Origin of the sequence: Microcoleus sp. MON1_C1 (assembly GCF_036701945.1) — a bacterium.
Classification (GTDB): domain Bacteria; phylum Cyanobacteriota; class Cyanobacteriia; order Cyanobacteriales; family Microcoleaceae; genus Microcoleus.
The window spans coordinates 10,489-35,089 of record NZ_JAUBRO010000061.1 but is presented as its reverse complement, the minus strand read 5'-3'; the positions used below and the strand labels follow the sequence as shown (position 1 = coordinate 35,089).

The following is a 24,601-nucleotide window of genomic DNA, read 5'->3' as shown; positions in this document are numbered from 1 at the left end:
AATCAGTTGACGTGCCATAACTTATCACCTCTAAACAGTATCTTTATTCTATGCAACTTCATGTAAAATTGGTATTAGATTATTTGCTCATCGATTATCCCAGTAATTACCATAATGCTATTTGTTGGCAATACCCGCAGTACATCAAAAAACCTACCCACACACCTCGATAGGAAAATACTATGAGCAACGGCAGTGGATGCCCATTACGGGCGGCGGTCAGAAATCTCAGCCTCGTCATAGGCCGTCAACCCGAGACTGGTGGCCGCATTATTTGAATCTGAGGATCCTCCACCAGCACACCCCCCAGGCCAATCCTATGGGTGAGGAATTCAACTACGCTCAGGAGTTCAAGAGTCTTGACTTAGCTGCCTTGAGGGCAGATATCTACGAGCTGATGACCACCTCCCAGGACTGGTGGCCAGCCGACTACGGGCACTATGGGCCGCTCTTCATCCGGATGGCTTGGCACAGTGCCGGCACATATCGTATTGGCGACGGTCGCGGCGGCGCGGGTTCCGGTAGCCAGCGGTTTGAGCCGCTCAACAGTTGGCCAGACAATGCCAACCTCGACAAGGCGCGCATGTTGCTTTGGCCAATCAAGCAGAAATACGGCAAGAAAATCTCGTGGGCAGACCTCATGATCTTCGCTGGCAACTGCGCGCTTGAGTCGATGGGTTTCAAGACGTTGGGTTTTGCCGGCGGGCGCGTGGATGTCTGGCAGCCAGAAGAAGACATCTACTGGGGTTCTGAGAAAGCTTGGCTCGGCAATGAGCGTTACGAAGAAGATCGCGTGCTCCTAAATCCTCTCGCCGCCGTTCAGATGGGACTGATCTACGTGAACCCGGAAGGGCCAGACGGCGAACCCGATCCGGTCGGCTCAGGGCGCGATATTCGCGAAACCTTTGGTCGGATGGCGATGAACGACGAGGAGACAGTCGCGCTCACCGCCGGTGGGCACACGTTCGGCAAATGTCACGGTGCGGGCGAGGCGACGCACGTAGGGGCTGATCCTGCGGGTGCCACCATCATCGATCAGGGCCTCGGCTGGAAGAACGCCTTTAACACGGGTGTCGGCGTCGATGCGATCACCAGCGGTATCGAAGGCGCATGGACTCCCACTCCGACGCAGTGGGACAACAGCTATCTCGAAACCCTGTTCAAATATGACTGGGAGCTGACGAAAAGCCCCGCTGGCGCGTGGCAATGGAAGCCCAAGGGCGACGCTGGTGCGGGTACGGTACCCGACGCGCATGATCCGTCGAAACGGCACGCCCCCATGATGACCACGGCGGACATGGCGATGAAGATGGACCCCATCTACAACCAGATTGCGAAGCGTTACCACGACAACCCGGATGAGTTCGCTCTTCAGTTCGCCAAGGCGTGGTTCAAGCTGACGCACCGCGACATGGGTCCCCGCTCGCGCTATCTCGGCCCGGAGGTTCCCCAGGAAGAGTTCTTGTGGCAAGATCCCATTCCCGCAGTCGATCATGAGTTGATTGATGAGCAGGACATCGCTGCCCTCAAAGCCAAGATTCTTACTTCGGGACTGTCTGTCTCCCAACTCGTTTCGACTGCTTGGGCGTCGGCGTCAACGTTCCGCTGCTCTGATATGCGCGGTGGAGCGAACGGGGGGCGCATTCGTCTCGCGCCGCAGAAGGATTGGGAAGTCAACCAGCCAGAGCAGTTGGCAACAGTGCTGCAAACCCTGGAGGGAATTCAACAGGAGTTCAACAGCTCGCAGTCTGGTGGCAAGCGGGTTTCGCTCGCTGACCTGATCGTTCTGGGCGGATGCGCGGGCATTGAGCAAGCGGCGAAAAATGCCGGTCACGATGTGACGGTTCCCTTCAAGCCGGGACGCACGGATGCGCTGCAAGAGAAAACGGATGTCGAGTCCTTCGCCGTGCTTGAGCCGACTGCGGACGGGTTCCGCAACTACACTAGCGGCAAACATAGCGAATCGCTCGAAGAGCTGCTGGTCGATCGGGCGCAGTTGCTGTCCCTGTCAGCCCCTCAGATGACGGCTCTCGTGGGCGGCTTGCGCGTTCTGGGTGCAAACTTTGGAGGCTCTAAACACGGCGTCTTCACCGATGGGCCAGAGACGTTGACCAATGACTTCTTCGTGAACCTGCTCGACCTGGGTACGACGTGGAAGGCGACCTCTGAAGATGAGTATGAGTTCGAGGGGAGCGATCGCAAAACAGGCGACCTGAAGTGGACTGCTACCCGTGTTGACCTGATCTTCGGCTCAAACTCTCAGCTCCGCGCCCTGGCAGAAGTCTACGGATGTGTGGACTCGCAGCAGAAGTTTGTCAATGACTTTGTTGCGGCGTGGGACAAGGTGATGAACCTCGATCGCTATGACCTTCGCACAGTCTTAGCGAAAACCTCTGCGAGGAGTTTCTAGGCGTAACTTCAACCGATCGTCGGCCATGAGCGGAGATCGAGGCTACGTTAACCCGCGGCAATCCTAAATGCGGGTAGAAGCTAGAGACAAAAATGAGAGCGGCGTTTCAACTTGTCTTGAAACACCGCTCTGGGCTTTAGGCCCTGATGGCAAAGCTGTTTAGAAACATGAACCGGATATTAGTCACGTTGTAAGATGTGCCAATGGTATCGGGGTAGTAGTAAATATGTAGTGATTGAATATTTATTGCCTCAAAGTCGAGTTGTAATGATGGACAAAATACCAAATAGCAGCAATATGGTTTTCTAACTTTTTAGAAAATGAGAAAGTCTTTCTTACGAGATGTGACATTAGGTTAATGCTGGATAAGATCGATATAGGAGATAATATTCAGCACAAGTGACAGATAACACCCAAGAACCCGGACTTAACCTGCAAAGTTTCTGTTTAATCCCTTAAAATTAGGGTGTTATCCAGCAGATACGAGGGATAATCCACCGAAGGTAAAGGTATTATCCAGCACATCTGTTGAATACTGAAGTTTCTACTGTCCCGGCTTAAACGGGTAGCCACGATGCTAATTAGACAAGCAAAAACAGCCCTAAGTTCCCTAGGTTATGAACTAGATTGCCGTGAGGAGGCTTTTGGTTATCTAAGGAATTCCTCCGATGTACTCGGACAGCCAGAGCAATTGCGACGGAGGATGCAACAAGACGGTTACTTATACTTAAAAGCCTTTCTTAACTCTCAAGAGGTTTGGCAAGCTCGTCAGGAAATTGCAGCTTTTTTAGCTGCTGAGGGAAGCTTGGAACTCTCAAGCCCTGTTCTAGATTGCATCGCTAAACCGGGATTAAACATACATTTCCGTCCCGATTTAGCAAGCAGGAGTTCAACACTGAAAACACTGCTTTATTCGGGACCGATGATGGAATTTTTTGGAATGTTTTTAGGCGGTCAAGTCCGGCATTACGATTACACCTGGCTTAGAGCCGTCGCCCCAGGAAAAGGAACTTACGCTCATTGTGACATTGTTTATATGGGACGGGGAACTGACAAGCTTTACACGGCTTGGACTCCCTTAGGCGATATTCCTTGGGAATCAGGCGGGTTAATGATTTTGGAAAATTCTCATCATCTAGAGACTATTAAAAATACCTATGGATGTAAAGATGTCGATCGCTATTGTGCCAACAGAAAAACGGCTTCTTTGTATGCCTCCAATCAAAAATCGTGGGATGGAGCCTTATCCAAAAACCCGGTTTCTTTGCGCTGTAAATACGGAGGACGTTGGTTGAGTTCCGAATTCGAGGCTGGAGATGTTCTGATTTTTGGTATGTTTACCATTCATGCCAGTTTGGATAACCATTCTCCTTCTATTCGACTCTCCTCGGACAGCCGTTATCAATTGGCCTCGGAACCAGTGGATGAAAGGTGGGTTGGCAGTAACCCTATTGGTCACTCTACTGCAGCTAAGCAAGGTCAGATTTGCTAGAAGAAGACTTTAGTATTGAGTCTTGTCGTCGAAGGTAGAAGCAAAAATCAAAAATTATCGACTGTGAGTTCAAAGGGCAGAATATGGGTTCAAATGCAGCGGATAGACCGAAACGCTTTCTGCTTCGTTTCAAGTTCTCTGCCGCCCCTGAACCCGACCGTTAGACCGCTATGCGACATCAGCTACAGGTTGCAATCAAATAAAGGCTAATCATTGCAGGTTCTCATTGGAACTTCACGAGAATTGCAGGTACGACCAATGCTTGGAGACTGAAGTGTGACTGCGAGATTCACAGTTTGAAATCTGATTTCGCGATCGTATACTCTCCTTCAACTTACTCCTGTAGATAGAGGAAAGTTTTAGAACTGCCTACTAAAACACGATCAACTCGTCTGCCAATTTGAAGCATTTGAATTTTTTCACTTTGCAGGTACGGGATGCTGGGAACCTAGGCTGCAAACAATCAGAGGAGAGGTGCTGTGAGATCTCGAAGACCGCAATCATGGTTCCGCGATCGCTCGATTGTTCTGCGCTTCTCGATCGTCGCCCTTGTCGTTTCTGAGGGAAACTAAAACCGAACCAAAAACCCAGACCAAAACCCCAACGCGCCCCCCATGCCCAACCTCCCCGAGTGCGAGCGCTGTCTCCTCTACGCGCACAACCTACACCTCGTCTGTGCAGTCCATCCCGCAGGCCCCAACGCCGATACTTGCTCCGACTTTCGAGAAGACCCCGACGCCGCATCGGATGAACTGTGGGAACCAGAAGGTGCGAGCTACTACAACGGCGAACTCATCCTGCAACCGAGGCAGCGGTGGACGCGAGAAGAACAATTGAAGCTGCTGGATACCCATTCACTGTTTACCGATCGATGTCCTCAATGTGAAATGACTTATTCCAAGTACGAAACACCCGGTGCATTGGGATTGCGTCCGTTGCGGGTGGGTGGATGATTCGGTGTGAGGTCGAAATGTCTATTATTCGCCAACGGACTTGTTGGCGCTGACTGTGATGGAATATTATGCTGTCTATGGGTTTGAGTTTTAAAGTATGTCAGGAAATACTGGAAAATCTTAAAGCTACTGAGTCGTGGCTGTTTCAGCCGTCTGTGTTAGAAGGGCAGATGAAACGGTTTATGCTGTTATTGGATTTAAAGTGACGATGTTTGGTAAGTTTTGAGAGTGGTTTGGCGTTGGAAACGATTAATCAAGGTTTGCCTGTTGTGCCGTTTTGGAGCGATCGCATTCATCAACGTTTACGTGACAATCTTAGTAGTTTTGCGACAGCAGACGATCGCATAGTTTAATTTTGTGCATATGGCTCAAAGTAAATATCTATAGCGTTGTTGACTCAAGATAGGAACCCGATAGCTGAAAGCTATGAAAACTCATTTGGAATTTTGCAGAATCACGCCCCGCTCAGCAACGCCCAATTTACTTATATGTCTGCGTTAGAAGCGACAGATGCTTAACAATGTGCTTGAATAAAGTCAAACATCGGGCGGAAAACCTCAAAGCACGAAGCATCAAGGGTAGGTATAATGTTTTCGGCAAATTTTACTTTGTTTCCTTTAAATCGGATTTCCTTATATCCATTACAGTCTTCCATTGTGTAGGTAGTCCTGCATAGTCAGGAATATTGGTTATAATTTACTTATTCAATCTGCCTTAATTTTTCGCTTATGAAATGTCTCAGATGTAGCCCTGTCGAGTTCAATTTGGCTGGCTTGCATCGAAGCAGCTTTACGGTTGGCGATCGTATCCGGCAGACCGATGTACAACCAAAATCGTTTTCCTTGCCATGACTAAACTAAACGAAGCCGATCCTTAAAAATCTTGACCTTCACAGAGCATTTTGGCATATCCCAATTTTATCCCACTTTTTGTCAGAGTATGACATATTCTGTCACCCCTTATTGAGAATGGGTAAGGAACGATTTATTTACCAAAAATAATGGAATCCTTAGTGTATAAGGATTCCATCTATCGGAGCGGCGGGATTTGAACCCACGACCCCTACTACCCCAAAGTAGTGCGCTACCAAGCTGCGCTACGCCCCGACAGCTTTAATAGCTTAGCATAGAATTCCCGAAAAAGTCAAAAAACTTTTAAAACTTTTGCAGCCTGCACCAAAGTCGGAACCGCAGCCGTGGGCCAAAAACCCTCGCACCTCCTGCCAGCATTCAAGATCAATTGCACGCTGTAAGCTTCGGGATAGCCTTCGACCTGCACCCACAGCAAGTCGCTTTCGGCTTCAATGGCGATTTTTTCCTCGTCCATTAACTCAGAGGCTATTTGACTCATTGTGCCTGCTAATTGCCCCAACAATCGGCAAAAATCGTTTAACTCAGCCTCTGTGAGTTCGATCGCCCAACCGTCGCCAGCCACCAAACCCTTAAACTCCTCCGCCTCCGGGTTCCATCCCAAACGCCACCCAACACCCGTTTTAATTACACGTTCCACCATTAAGAAATTTTAGATTTTAGATTTTGGATTTTAGATTAGTACGGCTTACCCATCAATACGAAAGAAAACGGGTTTTTTACCTGTGTTAAAGGCTCAACAGCAATATTTCCGTAAAAAACTCGGTTTCTGTATCCATGAGTATTAAGGTGCCAGCAACTTCGCATCTCCCGGCTGCGGCTGCGGTATCTCCGGCGAATTCGATCGCCCTTGTGGTTTTTCCTCCACCGGTGTGCGCCCACCCCCGGAATTCTCCGTAAAAACATCAACCAAAGCTTGAACCAAAGCATCGCGCTGTGCTCTATTTAACCGTTGAATAGCCGCACGATCCTGTTCCATTGGATTTGAGCGCAAAACGTCTTTTCCCGGATACACGCTTTCTACCAAATAATCGGGAGTCGCCCCCAAATAGTCAGCTAAACTCAACTTCCAATCAAAGCGGTAATTGGGCGGCCTTCCTTTGACAAATACGTGATATCGAATCAACCGCCCGACTAAAGTATTGGTAGGATCGACTTTTCCAGTTTCTTGAGAAAGGTAGTTATTTTCGATCGGGAAATCCGGCAATTTTTCGTACACCAATTTCCACGCATCTTGCACCCTCACTTGCGGTGACGCAGATTGTTGAGCCACCCGCTGCACTGAGGCCGACTCAGAACTCCGCAGCAGCGAAGGTTCCAAAGCCGACAGACTCAGTTCCCCGGATTCCAATACCCAACTCAAAAGCGTGAAAATCGCCACACTCAAAGTAACGAACAGAAAACTTAAGCCCTGCTTTAATCTATTCACGGTTTTGACAATAATTTCAAAAATAGAATAATTTCATAAACTTACCCTCAAGCAGATGTCCTAGTTTCTAATTTTAGGACTTAGGAAAAGAAACCCGGTTTAGGAAAATCAGAAGTTTGTCAACGAGACAGCTAAGAAGAAACCGGGTTTCTCGCCCACGCCCGCCAGTCTAGTTTGAGAAAGTTTTGAGTGTGGAGTTTAAAAAAATTGCTCGCAATTCACCACTCAAAACCCAAAACTCCCGAAGTCTAGATGTCTCCGATAATTTCCGGCTGAGTCAGTTCGTCCGACATCTCAAATATCGCCCGCATTACAGGTTTCATTTGATGGTCGTCCATATTGTCAAAATCTTCATAGCGACGGCGTTTTGCGCGGTTCGCCACCTGCACCGTAATCCGATAGCGGTTGGATGCACCGTTAATCAACTCTTCCGCCCGACGGGTTAGCTGAGTTGAATCGAAAGTTGGACGCTTAGCCATGAGACTCCCTACTTTATGTAATGTTACATTCTAGTCTAGTATGTCAAGATTCATAATTTATTAACTGAGTATCATTGCTTATGCAGGTAGCAACAGCCTATTCCTTTGGTCATTTGCATCGGGGAAATTCTCATCCCCTCAAATTGGTTGCTTTCGGTGACAGCTTAATCTACGGTTTCGGCGATGGTGTAGGCGGTGGCTGGGTGGAAAGATTGCGGCGCCAGTGGATGTTACCGGAGAGTGCAGGACACGTTTTATACAATTTGGGCGTTCGGGGCGATCGCACCTATCAAGTCTCCCAGCGCCTGGAAAACGAGTTTCGCCACCGGGGCGAACTCAGAAACCGCGTCCCGGATGCGATTATTCTTTCCGTCGGCCTCAACGATTCGGCGAGAGTGCAGTCGCCTACCGGGCGCAGCTACACTGAGTTTGAACATTTTAAAACTGTTTTGGATAATTTATTAGACACTTCCAAACAACTTTGTCCGGTGATATTTGTCGGGATGGTGCCGGTGGATGAAAGTAAAATGCCTTTTCAAGATTGTTTGTATTACAGTCATGCTGACCAATATCGGTATAAGGAAGCAACCAAATTAGCTTGTCAGTTGCGGGGAATTCCCTATTTAGATATTTTTGATAAATGGATAAATCGGGGCAGTGATTGGTGGCGATCGCGCCTGATTGCAGACGGGCTACATCCCAATGCAGCGGGGTATCAATCTTTATTTGAAGATGCAACGAGTTGGGAACCGCTAGCGGCTATTAGTCATTAGACAATGAAGTAGGGTGCGTCATCAGCGCATTATTTTCGTTACAAACTAACAATCTCACAACTGACGAGCCAGGGAACAAACTGTTCGTCATAATCCTACTTTCCGTGGTGATTGAGAATGTCAAACCTGACGCAGCCTACCACAACTCTTTCTTTTACAAACAGTTATGTGCGTATAGACTCTACTGTGAATGAGAACTTCAGCTTAGGTATTCCGCTTGCCTGTAAGAGACTGGCGATCGTCTCTACACTTGTCTTGTACGACATATTATCTTTAGAACCAAACGGAATATCTGCTTTCCATTTTCCATTTAAAGTGACAGTTACTGTAGCGGGTGTGATAAATCTTCTCGGCGATACATACACTTTTTCTATATATCCTTCTTCTTCGTTGAGCTTTACTTTAGCAAAGTCAGAGAAGTAGGCTTCTAGCAGCAACCAAAACACTCTATCTACTGTGGTTTGCAAATAAACTTCTTTGTAAATTTTATGCTGAGAACCTTGAGTTGTCCTCCCTTTTGCACCGTATATGCTGTTGCTTATAGGAAAAACTCCAGACTTGACATCTGTCTTTCCTATTGGTTCTTTTAAATCGCAAAAGAATGGCTTAACAAATATCATCATTCTTTTATCTCTACTACTGTCTATGTAATTATCATCTTTTGGTATGCACTCTAAATACTTATTTACCTCATAACGATTTAAGTCAATACCACGTTCCGTTAACAATGCCACGAGATATTGCTTCTTATTAGCAAGATTAGCTAACCTTACAAGCATACCTGTATTACTATCCCGGACAGTTGTTGTGTTGGTTGGTAATACTTGCTTTTTACTAAAATCTATCTCTTCATTAAAAAGTAATTTAACCAAATCTTGTTTATAAGGATATATTCGTTCTATAGCCTTGCGGGAAAGTCTCTCATATAGGTCATCTTGGTTATCTTTAGCCAAAGATATCCCTCCAATCCCAAGCAAACACTTATTTTTTAGGATGGCTAAAGAAGCTTCATCAACAGCCCTAACCTCTACATTTGCCACTTGAGTCAAATCGTACCCTTGAATGTATTGTAATGCTTCTCGATCGATTCCATATACTTCTATAACGAACCCATTAACCAACAATCTTCTCACGGCTAATTCATAAATGGGTTTACCTTTATAAGTATAAGCAAATTCCCAATTATTATAATAATTACTGCGCTTTCTAAAAATCCTTCTCAGGAAACGCATTTCTGAGTTCCAGTTGTAGCCTAATTCACTTAGATTTAGGCAAATGTGTATTACACTCAGAGGCAAAACAGCCTTTTTTACTCTCCAATTATTTTGCCGATAGATAGAATTTTCGATAAATTTAAGGTCTTCTTTTCTGGGGGATTCTACACCTAATACAAAACTGTAAGGGGCTATGCTAAATAACGTTTCCCGTAATAATTTCTCTGTGGAGTCTAATTTCTTAGCCTTGACTTTAGTTCCATTCAACTGCGGGCTGTACTGCTCAATCCGCTCCTGCTCTATAATATCAAGTAGCGATTCAGGCAATAATTCGTAGTAGATAGTAAACAGTTTTTTTCGTTGCTTTTGTAGTTGATATAGTCTGTGGTGACTATCACCTGTCCACCGGGTACGCAGATTCTTTGCTTTTCCGATGTACCAAATTATGGATTTTTCATCTACAACGTAATATATTCCCGATTCTTCGGGAAGTAGTGTTCTGCTGTTTAAACTTATATGCGGTAATTGCAGGATATGTTCGTCTGCGCTCATATTGTGCTTCTAGAGTTGATGCGATATATGTCGTCTATATCTAATATTCCCATGTGTGTTAGCTAATATCAATAGAACTGGCAGTTATTCTCAAACGGATTGGTCCGTAAATCCTGTTAATTACAGAGACAGGGCTTACGCATGACGCACCATCCAAAAATCGTGCGTCACGAGCGGGTTTTTTGTGCCGATCGACTATTCAATAACCAGGTGGGTGTTGCAAGCTACCAACCACTTTGTCGATCGCTCCTGCGATCGCCAACAACTCCATTTCGCACCACCGCTTACCAACAATTTGCATTCCAATCGGTAAACCATTTTGAGTTTGTCCAATTGGAATTACCACCGCAGGATGTCCGCTAAGATTAGAAGGCATGGTGTAAGCCCCGTTTGCCACTGCATAAGGATAGGATCTGCCATTAACGTCAACGGCACTCCAAGCGGGACAATGGGTAAACGCAGCGGTTGCAGCAACGGGACAAAGCCATACATCCCAAGGCTCTAATGCCTCATCTATATGGGCAGTGAAACGATCGCGCTGTGTGAGTGCCTCGAAATATCCTTTCAAACTTGGATTCAATATCTCAGGTAGGAATCTGCTGAAATCTCCCAATTTTCGGAGTTCCTTGTCGCCTTGGGTGGCGGTGCGGAAGATTAACTCTAAACTGCGACGCACGTTATATCTATCCTGCGGTTGAGAGTAGATAGTGAGGTACATTGAGATCCGTCCGTAGAGATTCAATATTTGGGAAAGGTCAAAGTCTTTGGGAAGCCAGCGTTCGGTTTGGACACCTGCGTGAGAGAGTGTTTGCACGATCGACTCCATAGCTGCTCGAATTTCAGAAGCAACGGGAACTTCGGCCCATTCAGCAGTCCAAGCGATTTTGAGATGCTGCAAAGGCTTGCCAGAGGGTCGATCGAACGGAATCGGTGGGACATCAGGGCGTCGCAGATCCGCGCCTGCAATTAACGAAAAACATAGCCGGATGTCTTCGAGCGATCGAGCAAAACACCCAACGGTCATCATTTGCCGAATAGACAGTGGCATTCCCGGCACTTCAGGAATCTGCCCTGCTGTAGAAATACGGCGATCTGTCGGCTTTAAACCATATATGCCGCAGAAATGAGCAGGCTGACGCACCGAACCCCCGAAATCGTTCCCCAAATCTAAGGGTGAAAGTCCTGCTGCGACAGCCGCGGCACTCCCTCCAGAACTGCCACCAGGTGTGTAGTCAAGATGCCAAGGATTATTCACCCGTGGAAACAGAGAATTTGTGCTTTGATAATCGGCAGCCAGTTCCGCCATGTTGGTTTTTCCCATGATGACGGCACCTGCTGCCCGCAATCTCGCAACAGCAGTTGCATCCTGTTGAGGCACATAATCTTTGAGGGGAATATAGCCTGCTGTGGTGCGGAGTCCGGCTGTTTCAAAAATGTCTTTAATCGTGATGGGAACCCCATGTAAAGCACCCCAGTTTTCTCCTCTGGCTAGGGCTTCATCGGCAAGTCTTGCTCTAGTACGGGCATTGTCTTCATCCAGCGTACAAATGGCGTTTAGTTTCGAGTTGTGCTTTGCGATTTGAGTAAGGTAAGCGTCGAGAACTTCGACGGCAGAGACTTCGCGATCGCGAATCATTCGCGCTAGCTGATGGGCAGAGGCAAACGTCAGGCTACTCATAAGCAACAAACAGGTATTTCTCGATCGAGTCAATTATATTCACTTTTAGATAATATAGTTAACTAATATCAAACGGCTTTGTCCCTAAATCCTGTTAATTGCAGACACAAGGTAGATAAGGGAGATAAGCAACATAAGGATTTTAAGGAATTTAAGCATTTTAAAATTCCACACTCAGAATAAAAATATTTATTTTAAAAGACCGTATCTTCCCCGCACCAGAAGTAAAATTTTTCAATAATGATTACATAACTGAGGGAAAGAGCAAGTTGGAGAGGAATCAATCAGCCTATCAAAAGCTTAGTTCTCCTCAATAAAAAAATTGTGTAAATTGGAGAATCAAAAAATGTCTGTATTACATCGCATCAAATCCGCTACATCTGTTTTATTAACCTTGGGAACCGTTGCCGGAACCGCAGCGCCGATGCTAGCTCCCGCGCCTTCTTTTGCTCAGACAGCTTTTTCGGATGTTAATAATAACTACTGGGCAAAAGACTTTATTCAAGATTTGTCAGAAAGAGGAATTATCAAAGGATTTCCCGATGGCAGTTTTCGCCCGGATGCACCGGTAACGCGGGCTGAATTTGCGGCAATGATCCGTTCTGTGAAAAAGGCAAAAACCCGCGCTGCTGTAAGGTTTGCCGATGTTCCGTCTAATTTTTGGGCAAGCGGGGCGATCGCCGAAGCTTACGAAATGGGATGGATGTCTGGCTATCCCGGCAATGTTTTCAGGCCGACACAGCAGATTCCTCGCGTTCAAGTTGTAGTCGCTTTGAATAACGGCATGGGCTATGAGCCTAAGTGCGATTTTCAAGATGTTCTCAGCTACTATAATGATGCGGGTGAGATTCAAAGTTATGCTGTTAAAAGTGTTGCTGCTGCTACTGAAAAACAGTTGGTTGTCAGCTATCCCAGTCCTAAATCTCTCAAACCGAACAAGTCAGCAACGCGGGCTGAAGTAGCGGCTTTTATCTATCAAACATTAGTGAGTACCAATCAAGCAAGAGCAATTAATTCTCCTTACATTGCTAAGATTGATGTTAGCGAATCTGTTGCTGTGAAAATTCCCAGTGGGGTGACTATCCCAATTGAGTACACAAAAGGCAAGATTTTGCTCGGCCCCAATGACAAGTCTCCAATGACGCTGACTGTAGCTGCGGATATCACGGGGGATAATGGCCAAGTGCTGATACCCGAAGGCTCGAAAATTAGCGGCGAATTGCGATCGACTGCTTCGGGCGTTCAGTTTGTGGCTCAAGAATTAAGTATAATCAACGCCAGCAGAGTGCCTCTCAATGCCACTTCGCAAGTGATTACTAAGAAAGAAACTGTTACCAAGGGCGTTAATGTTGGTAATCTGGTTAAGAATACGGCGTTGGGTGCAGCAGCAGCGGCGGCCATCGCAGGTGTTACGGGCGATCGGGCGATCGCGACTGAAGAGGTGCTCGGCGGTGCGGGAATCGGGACTTTGATCGGAGTGTTTTTGGGTCGAGATAAAGTCGATTTGTATGCTGTTAATCCCGACACCGATTTAGATTTGCTTTTGAATTCCGATTTGGTAGTTGGTACTGCCAGCACAGACATTTGTAGCGCTCGATAGAGCCGATACTTGGAAATTTCCCCAAACCCCTCGCCTTGCAGGAGAGGGGCTTTAATGTGTGTATTTTATCTCGTTACAGGTGCATCTAATCAAATAATTAGTCAGGGATTTTTTTTAAGTGTGAATTTCTAGGGACATCCCAAACTTTCTCGGGTAGAAACTCCCGTCACAGGATTGACACCATCTGCTTTCTCGCACAGGATACTCACTTGATAAGCGTCGATAATCGCGTCAGTAAAATCAGCGCCGGAAATTGCAGCATCAAAAAACCGAGTTCGAGTCATGATGGCCTCGGAAAAATTAGCATTTGTCAAATTAGCGCCGTCGAATGTAACTCTATCTGCCAAAGCACCGGAGAGGTTGGCACCTGACAAGTTGGCATTCAGCAAAACTCCCTTAGTCAAAATCGCATTAGTTAAATCAGCACCTTGAAAATTGGTTCCCCGCATTTCAGCAGCGACAAATGTTCCCCCCGCTAAATCCGAGTTGGAAAAATCGCGATCGGACAAATTAATATTTGTGTAATTAATACTTGTTTTCGGCAAGGCAAATGCCGGAGTAGCACTCAGCAGCACCCACCCCAAAGCCAACACTAAACTTAAAACCAAGCTCAGGAAAATTCGGAAGACACTTTTCATGATGATGGGAATGGGGAATGGGGAATGGGGAATGGGGCATTGGGCATTGTTGACTGTTGACTGCTGACTAATGACTAATGACTAATGACTAATAACTAATTAAAATCGTTTTACCCAATCTTCACCAACGCGAAGTGTCAAGTCAGAATTGATTTCACCGGTAGAAGATGCTTCAATTTTACCGCCGCCTAACTCTTTTTGCAGTAGATTGGCTGCCTCTAAATCGCCTTGCTGAACAATAATTTGACTGTGACGCTGCTTCTCGGGCGAATCCTGCACTACAGATACATTAAAAAAGCCCTTTTTTGTGAGAAACTCACCAACGGTTTTGGCTGCTGTCGGTTTGCTAGAAGCGTTTTGGACAGCTATTTTGAGGTTTTTGGGCAAAGCAGACTCGGTTGGGTTGCGAAATCGTCCTTGGGCAAAATCCGGCACGCCCGGGTTTAAATATTGTGCGATAATGCGATCGATCCCGACCACATCTACAATCCAATAACTCCTCAAATCCCCTGGTTCTGGACTATAACTTCCAGGCAACATTACCATTTTAAAATTCTCTCGCTCCAATTGCAAACCAAAATTTGCCAGCGTCAATATTTCCTCATAATTTAGGTTTGTATCCACATATTTTTGCATCAATCGAACAATTTGTGGCAAGCGCACCAATACTGATGGACTTGCGAGACGGTCCCGAATAGCTTGAATTAAAGATTGCTGCCGCTGAATGCGGCCGATATCTCCTAAACCGTCGTTGCGAAATCTAACAAATTGTTCTGCTTGTTCTCCGTTGAGAGTTTGCCATCCCTTAGCTAAGTTTATTTTTAACTTTTGGGCGCTATCTGTATAGGACATCGCGCGAGGTACAAATACCTCAACTCCGCCCAACAAATCGACTAATTCCCGAAACGCACTGCTGCTGACTCGCACGTATCGTTCAATTTTCGTATTGTTCAGCATACTGCTAACTAATTGCGTCGCCAAAGCTGCTCCTCCCGTAGCATTGGCTTCGCTAATTTTGCTGACGCTAATTCCGGGAACTTCGACTTTAGTATCTCGTGGAACTGAAAGCAAACTAATAGATTTATCTCTAGGGTCGAGGTGGAATAAGAGTATTGTATCGCTGCGACCGTTAAATATCTTAGGGCCGGCGGCAGGTTCCGGCACGCCGTCAATTCCCAATATCAAGATATTAACTGACCGCGACAGGCGGTATCCAGAGCGGTTGGAGGATAGATAGTCAAAGCCAGTCGCCTCTAATACTCTATTGATAATTGGGGGTTCCACGGGAGCTAACAGGGCAGTAATTGCCCCCAGTGTGGCCGAGATGGCGGCGGTGAAGACTAGGAAAAATACCCCCACTACATATACGAAGAACTTAGGCTTTTTTCGAGATGTTTGATCGACTCGTTCAACAAAGTTTCTTTTAAAAATTGACAAGTTTTTCATTGACTTGCTGTTGGTTATTGCAGTTTTTCAGCTTTGCAGTAAAACTTGGGCGGTGCTTCTGGAAAGTATTTGAGCAAAGCCGGACACAGCCAGCCTTCGAGATTTTTCGATTCCCACCGATACCAGTTACCCCCGTATTCTGCTTTCAACCACAGCATTTCTGCTTGATATCCGGGAAATGGATTGGCTGAAAATAAAAGTCGGAAACCTTGAGCGGCATTGGGAATGTCTGCGACAAGCGCGTTAATCATTTCGGGGACGCCCTGAACAAAGGGTTCTCGGACAAGTCCGACTCGCTCGTCGTCAAAAACCCAGGTGTACTGTTGGCGATAGGGGTAAATTACCATCATGGCATTGGACATGGTATTTTCCTCTTTTTATTTCGTTTGTTTTGTCAGCAAAAATGCAAGTCTTGATACATTATATTCTGTCGCGCGGAAGTTGTGTACTATCCGGTTTGACCACCCTGTTTTAACTTAGGAAAGTTCGCGGGTTATTTACAAATTTTATTCGGTTTGGGCGGATGGGCGAAGTTTAGGGCTATGCGGTTTTAGAGCGGTTTTTTTGGTATTTTTTTATTTGAGGTAAATAGTAGCAAAATTAAACAGGAATCAAGGTAATTCCTTGGAGGATTTTTACTCTTATTGTGCCTATTTGTATAACCTTTACTACGTTTATGGTAAGGACGAATAGTCTGTATTCTCCCAAACTATGAGAACCGACACCCTAACTACAAACCTATAACTGTTTGTAGCTGGGTGTTATGTTTTTTTTTGAAGCTCCCCCTCAACTTCTCGTCAGCTCAACCAGCGCCTTAGCTAAATATTGATACTGGGGCAAAGTATTGTATAACTGAGCCGAAATCCTCACCAACTGCTTGCTAGCATCCGGCCAAGGAATCACCGGAACTTCAATTTTAAAAATCTCCCACAGCGCCTCTTGCAAAGGTGGAATTCCTCCCTTTGCAACCACATCAGACTGGGAGTCTGCCAGTGGCACAACAGCCATCGAACCCACCATTTCATCAGGACAAGGCAGCCGCAAATCTAATTTGTCAGCCAATATTTTTCTCCCCGCCAACGCTAAAGCATGATTTTTTGCCCTCAATTCCGGCCAGCCGCCACTCAACAAAGAACCCATAAAATCAATAGCCACAGGCACGCACAAATAAGGACTCGGATCGACAGTTCCCATCCAGTCAAACTCTAATTGAAAGCGCGATTTATCAGCGCGCGGCGAGTTAGCACCGTGACTGATCGTAGTTGGGCGAATGGCATCTTGCTTGTCGCGCCGCACGTATAAAAAGCCCGCACCTTTGGGCGCGCACAGCCATTTGTGGCAATTTCCCGTATAGTAAGCCGCCCCAATTTCATCTAAATTCAGCGCTACCATTCCCGGCGCGTGAGCTCCGTCTACTAATACATCCACGCCACGGTTAGCTAACTCGCCGACTAACTGTTTGATGGGAAAGATTAAACCTGTTTGGCTCACAACGTGGTCTAATAAGGCTAACTTTGTTTGCGGTGAAACGCACTTAATTATTGCTTCAATAATTTGTTCTGGCGACTCAATTGGAAAGGGAACTTCGGCTACTATTACTTTAGCGCCTGTACGCTCGGCTACAAAGTTAAGTGTGTTGCGGCAAGCGTTGTATTCCTGATTTGTAGTTAGCAATTCGTCGCCCGGAGCAAAACAGAGCGATCGCAAAACTGCATTTACTCCCGTCGTCGCATTCGGCACAAACGCCAAGTCCTCGTCAGCCGCACCAATAAATGCTGCTAACTGATTTCTTGCATTATCCAACAATGGTTCAAATTCCCGCAGTAAAAAGCGCAATGGTTCTCTTTCCAGTTGTTCTCGAAAAATGGTTTGCGCTTCTAGTACGGGAATCGGACAAGCCCCAAAAGAACCGTGATTGAGGAAAGTTATATTGCGATCGAGCAACCAATATGCGTTAATCATTAGTAATTAGTAATTAGTCCGTAGTCATTAGTCATTAGTCCTTAGTCATTAGTCATTAGTCAGTCAACAGTCAACAGTCAACCGTTAACCATTTTACCTTTTAATTTCTCAAACTCTTCTAATGTATTGCAATTGGATAACATTACTGCTTCTCGTTCCCTTACAGGTAGAGGGATTGCGGGGATTTGATTTAACCACACTTGAAAGGAACGGCCGCCTTTGTCAATAAAACTTTGCAAGCTGGGCAGAGATTGTTGGCGGTAGAAGCCACACAAAGGCTCCCAGCGCGAATTTTGATAAGGCACAACTGCTAAAGTAGATGGGGGAAACTCTGTTAACCGACTCGCCCACTTCTGGATAATCTGGGCATCCAACAAAGGCAAATCGCAAGCTAACAGTAAAATCCACTCGGCGGCAATTTCTGTCAATCCCTGAGTCAATGCAACCAAGGGCCCGGAACCGGGATTGTACTCTACCAGAAATTGGGACGTTTCGGTTAAGGTCGATCGATAGCGCTCGGGCCAAGCAGTCAGAACATAAACTTCTGAGGTTACAACTGCGGCAACTTCCAACGCCCGCTGCAATAGGGATTTGCCCTCAATTTCCAGCAGAGCTTTATCCCTACCCATCCGCGAACTTTGACCGCCTGCAAGCACAATTACAGCAATTTTATGATTAGTCATGGGGAAGAAGGAAGAGGGAAGAAGGAAGAGGGAAGAAGGAAGAGGGAAGAAGGAAGAGGGAAGAAGGAAGAGGGAAGAAGGAAGTAAAATTTCTCCATTTAGGGTGCTGTGTACAAAACCTGCTCAATGTAGGTTCCCACTGCACACAAAACCTGATTAATCATTCTCAACTAAAAACACTAACGGCTTGGCTAACTTCCTCAAGTTTTTGCACGACTTGACCGCTACTCAATAAAGTTTCTGCCTGAATCAAACCCGAGTTCATATCCAAACAAACTCCGCTGCGCCACAGATAAAACCCGCCGTTCCAGATAGCGGACTGCATCAATTCCGAGGGTTTTCCCAACAACACTTCCTGCATTTGTTTTAATAACTCAGAGGCTGATTCAAAGGCAGGATTGGTGCTGCTAAAACCGTAATCTCCGTGGGCCAAAAGCACTCGCTCGAACTCAGTGTCCGGCTTAGCAATGCCGATAATCGCAGTACGATCGCGCGGCAAATCGCAGCTTCCCTCCAATCCTTTGACAGTGGTATAGTTTTTGATTCCCCGCAACTCAAAGGCTTTTTGAAACATACCTTCTGTGGGCGGGTGGACGTAGCCGGAGATGACGTTAACGTCGCCGGCACAGGGACACCACATCAACTCCATGGTCGAAAAAGGTGGGCGTTTGCCGATTTCGCGGCGGTAGGGAACTAAAGCGGTGGCTTGAGGAAAATGCTTGGGAAGGTAAACAAAACCTAAACCGGTACTGTCAAAAACTTGCTGGACTTTTTCTAAACGGAGTTTTCTCCAGTCAACTCCCAAACCGCGCCAAATTTCAATCAGGGGAATGCCTTCCTTGGTTGGCATGGTATCTCCCCCGTGCATGAGGGTTGGCACGCCAGAGGCTGCTAAAATTAGGGCTGTTAAAGGGCTAATTGGGGCCGTGCGCGATCGCCCGTCGTAAGGAACGCCAAACACGGCGACGGTAGAGACGGAAAACCCTTTTTCTCGGTTTGGGGGGGCAAGCATAGGCCCCAATTCTTCATAAGCATCGAGCATTCCGGCTAATTCTTCGCCAGTGGGCCGTTTAATGCGGTGGGAAATCATAAAAGCTCCAATTTGAGCCGGTGTTGCTTCCCCCAGCAGCATCATCCGCGTGGCTGCTGCTGCTTCGGAGCGAGTTAAGTTTTCTCCTGTGTGTATGCCGCTGCCAATTTTTCGCAGCAATTCTCTAAATGCGTCACTCATAACTTTTGAAGTTGGTAATTGGTAGTTGGTAGTTAGTAATTGGTAGTTAGTAATTGGTAATATTTGAATCGTTTTAAATTTAAAATTCCGAACTCTCAATTCAAAATTATCGAATTAACTCCCTGATTTTTCTAGCTTGATTACATCAAATGGTGGCACAAATTCGCGTACCAGATTCCAGAAATGGGCGATCGGCGGAATTTGCATTCGATCGTGAGTTGTCACCAACACCACTTCGCGAGTCCAAGTCGGATCTGTCGCCAATTGACCGATTGCCGAAACCTTGGAAGTTGACCGCTCTTGGGCGATCGACCGAATTGCTAAAGTGCGATCGCCCTTCGCGTCCACCAAAGCTGAATGCGGCAGCAAAGCAATCAATTCTCCCTGTCGCACCACACCCCGAAAAGCATCAAGAGTGTTGAGTTCCAAAACAGCATGAAGTTTAGCACCGATGCGTCCAAATTGTTCTTGCACCATCCGCTGCATTCCGTACCCATCCTTAAACACCACTTGCGGGTAACAAATCAATTCCGGCCAAGGTACTCGATCGTACTGGGCCAGGGGATGGCCCGCCGCCATCAACACCTCGATCGGCTCATTGTAGAGCACCTCAACCAACATTTCCGGGGCTTGAGTAAAATGGCGGTTGTTCATCACCACCGCTATATCCACCAAACCGTCTTTGAGGACTTTCAGGGCTCGATCGCTCCCGAGGGAAGTCACCCGCAACTGCACGTCTGGATAGTCGCGGCAAAACTTTTGCAGCACAGGCGGCAGATAAGCAGCGCAAACCGAGTGAATCGCAGCCACGCACAGTTCCGGCTGCTTTCCCGACAACAAGTCTCCCAATTCTTCAGCAGCATTTCGCCAAGTCTGACAGATTTTGCGAGCGTGAGGTAGCAGGCGTTCCCCTCCCACAGTCAGCTTCGCGTGGGCCGTGCGGTGAAACAGCGACAAACCCACTTCCGCTTCTAATCCCTGCACTTGGCGGCTAATAGTCGATTGCGTAACGCCACACTTCCGGGCCGCTTGCTGAAAGCTACCAGTTTCAGCAACTGAAAGAAATGCTTGAAGCTGCTCTAAGCGCATGGATGTTTAATTCGAGATGGTTTCAGAAATTTTACTGGAAGATAATCTGTGACATTAACCGATTTAGTAGAAGAATTTAGTAGACTTTGATACAGGTAGAGAGTAGTTTTGATTCCGGGGCGAGACGCGGGGATGCTTGGCTCTATGAATCAATTTGCTCGGGTAGGATTTAGGAGCGCCCAAGTAGAGGTCGATTCTCCAATGTTGAAGGAATTTATGAATCTGCAAAATCCTCAAAAAATCGATTAAATAAAGATAAATTAATCGATTCTTGTAAGATTGTAACTAAACGGTTGGAATGAAATGCACAGTCAGAATCGCTTCATCAATTGCGCTAAATTGCTTGGTTTATCCCTATGCTTTGGACTCTAAAACTAGCCTTAAATTTCTTACCTCCTTGGGCATTATAGTACCTGACTCTCCCTAAACCTCTCAATAAATGTACGAATATTGCAGGCAGGTTAAAACCTGTAGTGAACTTTCCTCCCCGGACTAAAGTCACTCTTGTTTTATGTTTTTTTGTGTATAAACTAGGAATTAGCGGGTCAGCAACACAAGTGCAACTAGGATTGATCGCACAGGAAAGCCGAAATGCTGCAATTTCTTAAGATTATGTCATTTAACCACAATTTTATTCCGCAGGGTGGATGTTGCCAGTGGCAGTTCCAGTTTATGGGACTGCAAGCCGTCAGCGATTTGTTAATTGCCTTGGCTTATTATTCAATTCCAGCAATTCTGACATACTATGCCGGGAAGCAGCGGGACGTGCCTTTGAGCAAGGGGTTTCTCCTATTGGGAGCCTGGTTTTTCTGCGGCGGGACAACTCACTTGGTGCAAGTTTGGATGCTGGTGCATCCCAGCTACTGGCTGTCAAGTTCGATCGCCGCCTTGACCGCTATCATCTCTTTGTGGGCTTTAGCGTACCTGATACCCGGGATTTCTCAAGTGTTGGCTTTGGCTGGGGCGGCCTCTTTTCCAGGAAATACGGCACTGGGAACTGAAAAGGTCGATCGACTGCAAGCCGACTCTGCTATTACAAATTCCGTCCTCTCCCCCACAAGCGAACTCCAGCAAATTAACCAGCAATTGCTTGCAGAAATAACACAGCGCGAGCGAGTCGAGAACCTCCTGCTTGACACTGTAGACAAGCTGCAAGAAAGCGAAGAACGCTTCCGCGTTTTTCAGGAATTATCTCTAGACGGATTTAACGTGTTCCGCAGCATTCGTGACGAATCCACAATTGTGGATTTTGAATGGGAATACGTCAATCCCGCAGCGGCAAAAATTCAACAACGTACACCTGAAGAATTAATCGGCAAGCGATTGCTGCAAGTCCTGCCCGGTCATAAAGATAGCGGTTTGTTCGACCATTGCGTGCAAGTTGTACAAACAGGAATTCCCCTCGATACCGAGATTTATTACAACAGCGAAGGCATTGTCGGCTGGTTTCGGATTATGACCGTTAAATTGGGCGACGGCATTGCTATTTCTTTTGGCGATATTACTGGGCGCAAGCAAGTAGAAGCATCCCTGCGCCAGGCGCTGCAAAAACTCACTTCTCATTTTGAAAATACTCCCCTAGCGGTGATAGAGTGGGATGAAAATTTCCGGGTTAGCGGGTGGTCGCCGGCAGCCCAGAAGATTTTTGGCTGGAAGGAAACAGAAGTTTTTGGCAAGCATTTTAGCGAATGGAAATTTATCGATCGGGGTGAGTTTGAAGAGGTAGAGTCGGCAATTTATAGTTTAAACAAACCAGGTAGTCGCTGCAATGTAGTTCGCAACAGCAATTATCATAAGGGTGGTTCGTTGGTACATTGCGAGTGGTACAATTCGGCTTTTTACAGCGATTCGGGACAGTTGGTATCGGTGCTGTCTCTGGTTTTGGACGTGACGGAACGCTTTAAATTTCTGGAAGTGCTGCGACAGTCTGAAGAGCGGTTTCGGATTGCAGCAGAAAGTGCCAGTGATTTAATTTATGAATGGGATATCGAGACCGACATCGTGCTGTGGTTCGGTCACGTAGACGAACATTTGGAGTACGAAAAAGGCGGATTTCCGAGGACAAGAGCAGCTTGGAACAGTATCTTGCACCCGCTCGACCGCGCTCGAGTTTTGGCTGCGGTCGAGCGGTATTTAAGTGCGCCAGACACTTCTGCCGCCCCATTTTTTCAGGAATACCGCGTTCAGCGCCACCGGGGCCGCTTGCTCCACTGGATCGATCGAGGCAAAGCAGTGCTTGACAAACAAGGCAATCCCTGCAAATGGATCGGCGTGATTAGCGACATCACCGCTCGCAAAGAGGCCGAAGAACAGCGGAATTCGGCATTGGCGCGGGAACAGGCCGCCCGTCGCCAAGCAGAAGCCAGCGAACTGCTTTACCGCGTCCTCGCTGAAGCCATCCCGCAAATAGTTTGGACTGCCAGAGCCGACGGCTGGTTCGACTACTACAACCAGCGCTGGTTTGAATATACTGGCTTGACGCTGGAGGAAACTCAAGGCTGGGGGTGGCAGCTAGCCCTGCATCCAGATGACGTGGAAAATTCCGTAGAAAGCTGGAAGACCTCGGTGGAGACAGGGAAGACTTACGAGGTGGAATACCGTTTTAAACGGGCATCTGACGGAGCTTATCGCTGGCATCTGGGCCGGGCATTGCCCGTGCGGGACGCTGAGGGGAAAATTCTCAAATGGTTCGGGACTTGTACCGATATTGACGATCGCCAGCGATTGGCCCAAACAGCCTATTTTAGCGCTCAAGCTTTGGCTTTGCTGTCGTCGGCTTCCCTGGATTACGAGAAGGCGCTGCAAGGTTTGGCAGATTTAACAGTACCCGGGCTGGGGGATTGGTGCTGTGTGCATTTGCTTGATGCAGACGGCTCAATCCGCTTGCAAGCAGTTGCTCACTCAGATCCGAGCAAAGTCGCTCTGCTGTGGCAAATCGATCGGCGTATGCCACTAGACCCCCAAGGACGGCACGGAGTAGCAAAGGTGCTGCGGACTGGTGAGTCGAAGCTCTACCCAGAAATACCGGAATGGGTGATCGAGGCGGTTGTGCCAGACAGGGAACTGCAGTTGGTGCTGCGATCCCAATCCCCGGTGCTGTCGGCAATCTGCGTGCCGCTGATCGCTCGCGGGCGGACGCTGGGAGCGATTTCGCTGCTGTGCGGGGAGTCGGGCCGCCGCTGCGGGCAGGAGGATTTGGTTTTGCTGGAGGATTTGGCGCGAGATGCGGCGGTGGCGATCGACAATGCGCGGCTTTACCGGGAAGCAGCGGAGGCCAACCGGATTAAAGACCAGTTTTTGGGAACGCTTTCTCACGAGTTGCGGACGCCTCTGAACGCGATTTTGGGCTGGGCCCAGATGCTGCGGCAGCGCCAGATGAGTCCGGAAAAAACGGCTGTGGGTTTGGAGACTATTGAGCGAAACGCGCGGTTGCAGACTCAGATGATTGAGGATTTGCTCGACGTTTCCCGGATTGTGAGTGGCAAAGTGTGTTTGAAGCTGTTCCCGGTGGATTTGGTGCGGATTGTAGAAACGGCAGTGAAGGCGCTGACCCCTGATGCTGAAGCTAGGGGAATTGAATTGGTGAGTTTTTGTGCAGAAGGGGTGAGCTTGGTGAGGGGCGATGCTACTCGTTTGCAGCAGGTGGTGTCTAATTTGCTCTCGAATGCTATTAAGTTTACGCCGCCGTCGGGTCGCGTGGAAATCACACTCTCAGAGGATGGGGAACCGGGAGTAGGGGGTGGCGCCATGTTGTCTGGGCCGTCTCCGGTTCACTCTGTTTCGATCGTTGTCAGCGATACGGGAATTGGGATCAGCAAGGAGTTTTTGCCCTTTGTGTTCGATCGCTTCCGCCAAGCTGACAGCACTTCTACGCGCAATTACGGCGGCCTGGGACTGGGATTGGCGATCGTCCGCCATCTCGTGGAACTCCACGGCGGCAGCGTGTGGGCCCAAAGTCCTGGGGAAGGACTCGGCTCGACTTTCGGAGTGCGGCTGCCAATTGAGCACAGCTAAAGTTTGGATTTTTCAGTTATCGAGTTCAAAATTCACTATTTAAGTTCTACGTAAGGTGCTTAGGGCGCATCCTAAATTTAAATGTTTTC

General features: G+C 47.4%; 19 protein-coding genes, 1 tRNA gene and 1 pseudogene. 7 read left to right on the top strand and 14 right to left on the bottom strand.

The window, feature by feature from the left end; all coding sequences use genetic code 11:
- The first annotated feature begins 199 nt into the window (after positions 1-199).
- A complete protein-coding gene (gene katG / locus QUA62_RS25360) occupies positions 200-2,410 on the top strand; it encodes a catalase/peroxidase HPI (RefSeq protein ID WP_333407523.1) in 2,211 nt (736 codons plus the stop codon).
- Between the two features lie 243 nt (positions 2,411-2,653).
- Here katG and QUA62_RS25355 read toward each other — a convergent pair.
- A pseudogene (locus QUA62_RS25355) lies at positions 2,654-2,761 on the bottom strand (IS1 family transposase); the annotation flags it as partial.
- Between the two features lie 223 nt (positions 2,762-2,984).
- Here QUA62_RS25355 and QUA62_RS25350 point away from each other — a divergent pair.
- The 3 genes from QUA62_RS25350 (at position 2,985) to QUA62_RS25340 (ending at position 5,208) form a co-directional block, all read left to right on the top strand.
- Positions 2,985-3,902 carry a phytanoyl-CoA dioxygenase family protein gene (locus QUA62_RS25350; RefSeq protein WP_333407522.1) on the top strand — a complete coding sequence of 306 codons (918 nt, stop codon included), beginning with the start codon at positions 2,985-2,987 and terminating at the stop codon, positions 3,900-3,902.
- A gap of 614 nt (positions 3,903-4,516) precedes the next feature.
- The gene (locus QUA62_RS25345; RefSeq protein WP_333407521.1) at positions 4,517-4,855 is read left to right on the top strand and encodes a hypothetical protein; all 339 of its coding nucleotides are present in this window, start codon (positions 4,517-4,519) and stop codon (positions 4,853-4,855) included.
- A 212-nt stretch (positions 4,856-5,067) separates the two neighbouring features.
- Complete coding sequence (locus QUA62_RS25340) at positions 5,068-5,208, top strand: hypothetical protein (RefSeq protein WP_333407520.1); 141 nt, start codon at positions 5,068-5,070, stop codon at positions 5,206-5,208.
- Between the two features lie 679 nt (positions 5,209-5,887).
- On the opposite strand, the gene QUA62_RS25335 is transcribed toward QUA62_RS25340, so the two are convergent.
- The 4 genes from QUA62_RS25335 to QUA62_RS25320 form a co-directional block, all read right to left on the bottom strand.
- Positions 5,888-5,961: transfer RNA gene (locus QUA62_RS25335), tRNA-Pro, on the bottom strand.
- Between the two features lie 37 nt (positions 5,962-5,998).
- Complete coding sequence (locus QUA62_RS25330) at positions 5,999-6,367, bottom strand: DUF1818 family protein (RefSeq protein WP_190661105.1); 369 nt, start codon at positions 6,365-6,367, stop codon at positions 5,999-6,001.
- Between the two features lie 141 nt (positions 6,368-6,508).
- Complete coding sequence (locus QUA62_RS25325) at positions 6,509-7,153, bottom strand: hypothetical protein (protein WP_333407519.1); 645 nt, start codon at positions 7,151-7,153, stop codon at positions 6,509-6,511.
- Between the two features lie 248 nt (positions 7,154-7,401).
- A complete protein-coding gene (locus tag QUA62_RS25320) occupies positions 7,402-7,632 on the bottom strand; it encodes a DNA-directed RNA polymerase subunit omega (RefSeq protein WP_006633772.1) in 231 nt (76 codons plus the stop codon).
- Between the two features lie 80 nt (positions 7,633-7,712).
- Between QUA62_RS25320 and QUA62_RS25315 the strand changes: the two genes are divergently transcribed.
- Positions 7,713-8,405 (top strand): GDSL-type esterase/lipase family protein, encoded by a 693-nt coding sequence (locus QUA62_RS25315; RefSeq protein WP_333407518.1) that lies wholly within the window; start codon positions 7,713-7,715, stop codon positions 8,403-8,405.
- Positions 8,406-8,569: 164 nt separating this feature from the next.
- On the opposite strand, the gene QUA62_RS25310 is transcribed toward QUA62_RS25315, so the two are convergent.
- On the bottom strand, positions 8,570-10,171 hold the full coding sequence (locus QUA62_RS25310; RefSeq protein ID WP_333407517.1) for a hypothetical protein: 1,602 nt from the start codon (positions 10,169-10,171) through the stop codon (positions 8,570-8,572).
- A 199-nt stretch (positions 10,172-10,370) separates the two neighbouring features.
- Positions 10,371-11,849 (bottom strand): amidase, encoded by a 1,479-nt coding sequence (locus tag QUA62_RS25305; protein ID WP_333407516.1) that lies wholly within the window; start codon positions 11,847-11,849, stop codon positions 10,371-10,373.
- Between the two features lie 346 nt (positions 11,850-12,195).
- Here QUA62_RS25305 and QUA62_RS25300 point away from each other — a divergent pair, with 346 nt between their 5' ends.
- Positions 12,196-13,449: an S-layer homology domain-containing protein gene (locus QUA62_RS25300; RefSeq protein WP_333407515.1), complete on the top strand. Its 1,254-nt coding sequence runs from the start codon at positions 12,196-12,198 to the stop codon at positions 13,447-13,449.
- A 128-nt stretch (positions 13,450-13,577) separates the two neighbouring features.
- Here QUA62_RS25300 and QUA62_RS25295 read toward each other — a convergent pair whose 3' ends face one another.
- The 7 genes from QUA62_RS25295 to QUA62_RS25265 form a co-directional block, all read right to left on the bottom strand.
- Complete coding sequence (locus tag QUA62_RS25295; protein ID WP_333289625.1) at positions 13,578-14,087, bottom strand: pentapeptide repeat-containing protein; 510 nt, start codon at positions 14,085-14,087, stop codon at positions 13,578-13,580.
- Positions 14,088-14,186: 99 nt separating this feature from the next.
- Positions 14,187-15,533, bottom strand: a complete 1,347-nt coding sequence (locus tag QUA62_RS25290) for an LCP family protein (RefSeq protein ID WP_333407514.1) — start codon at positions 15,531-15,533, stop codon at positions 14,187-14,189.
- A gap of 14 nt (positions 15,534-15,547) precedes the next feature.
- On the bottom strand, positions 15,548-15,895 hold the full coding sequence (locus QUA62_RS25285) for a DUF6717 family protein (RefSeq protein ID WP_333407513.1): 348 nt from the start codon (positions 15,893-15,895) through the stop codon (positions 15,548-15,550).
- A gap of 424 nt (positions 15,896-16,319) precedes the next feature.
- The gene (locus QUA62_RS25280) at positions 16,320-17,495 is read right to left on the bottom strand and encodes an aminotransferase class V-fold PLP-dependent enzyme (protein WP_333407512.1); all 1,176 of its coding nucleotides are present in this window, start codon (positions 17,493-17,495) and stop codon (positions 16,320-16,322) included.
- 77 nt (positions 17,496-17,572) lie between these two features.
- Positions 17,573-18,178: a molybdenum cofactor guanylyltransferase gene (locus QUA62_RS25275; protein ID WP_333407511.1), complete on the bottom strand. Its 606-nt coding sequence runs from the start codon at positions 18,176-18,178 to the stop codon at positions 17,573-17,575.
- 166 nt (positions 18,179-18,344) lie between these two features.
- Positions 18,345-19,409, bottom strand: a complete 1,065-nt coding sequence (locus QUA62_RS25270; RefSeq protein WP_333407510.1) for an anthranilate phosphoribosyltransferase family protein — start codon at positions 19,407-19,409, stop codon at positions 18,345-18,347.
- A 114-nt stretch (positions 19,410-19,523) separates the two neighbouring features.
- Positions 19,524-20,498 carry a LysR family transcriptional regulator gene (locus QUA62_RS25265; protein WP_333407509.1) on the bottom strand — a complete coding sequence of 325 codons (975 nt, stop codon included), beginning with the start codon at positions 20,496-20,498 and terminating at the stop codon, positions 19,524-19,526.
- Positions 20,499-21,089: 591 nt separating this feature from the next.
- On the opposite strand from QUA62_RS25265, the gene QUA62_RS25260 reads away from it, so the two are divergent.
- Positions 21,090-24,512, top strand: coding sequence for a PAS domain S-box protein (locus QUA62_RS25260; RefSeq protein WP_333407508.1), 3,423 nt, complete (start codon positions 21,090-21,092; stop codon positions 24,510-24,512).
- The last annotated feature ends 89 nt before the right edge of the window (positions 24,513-24,601 follow it).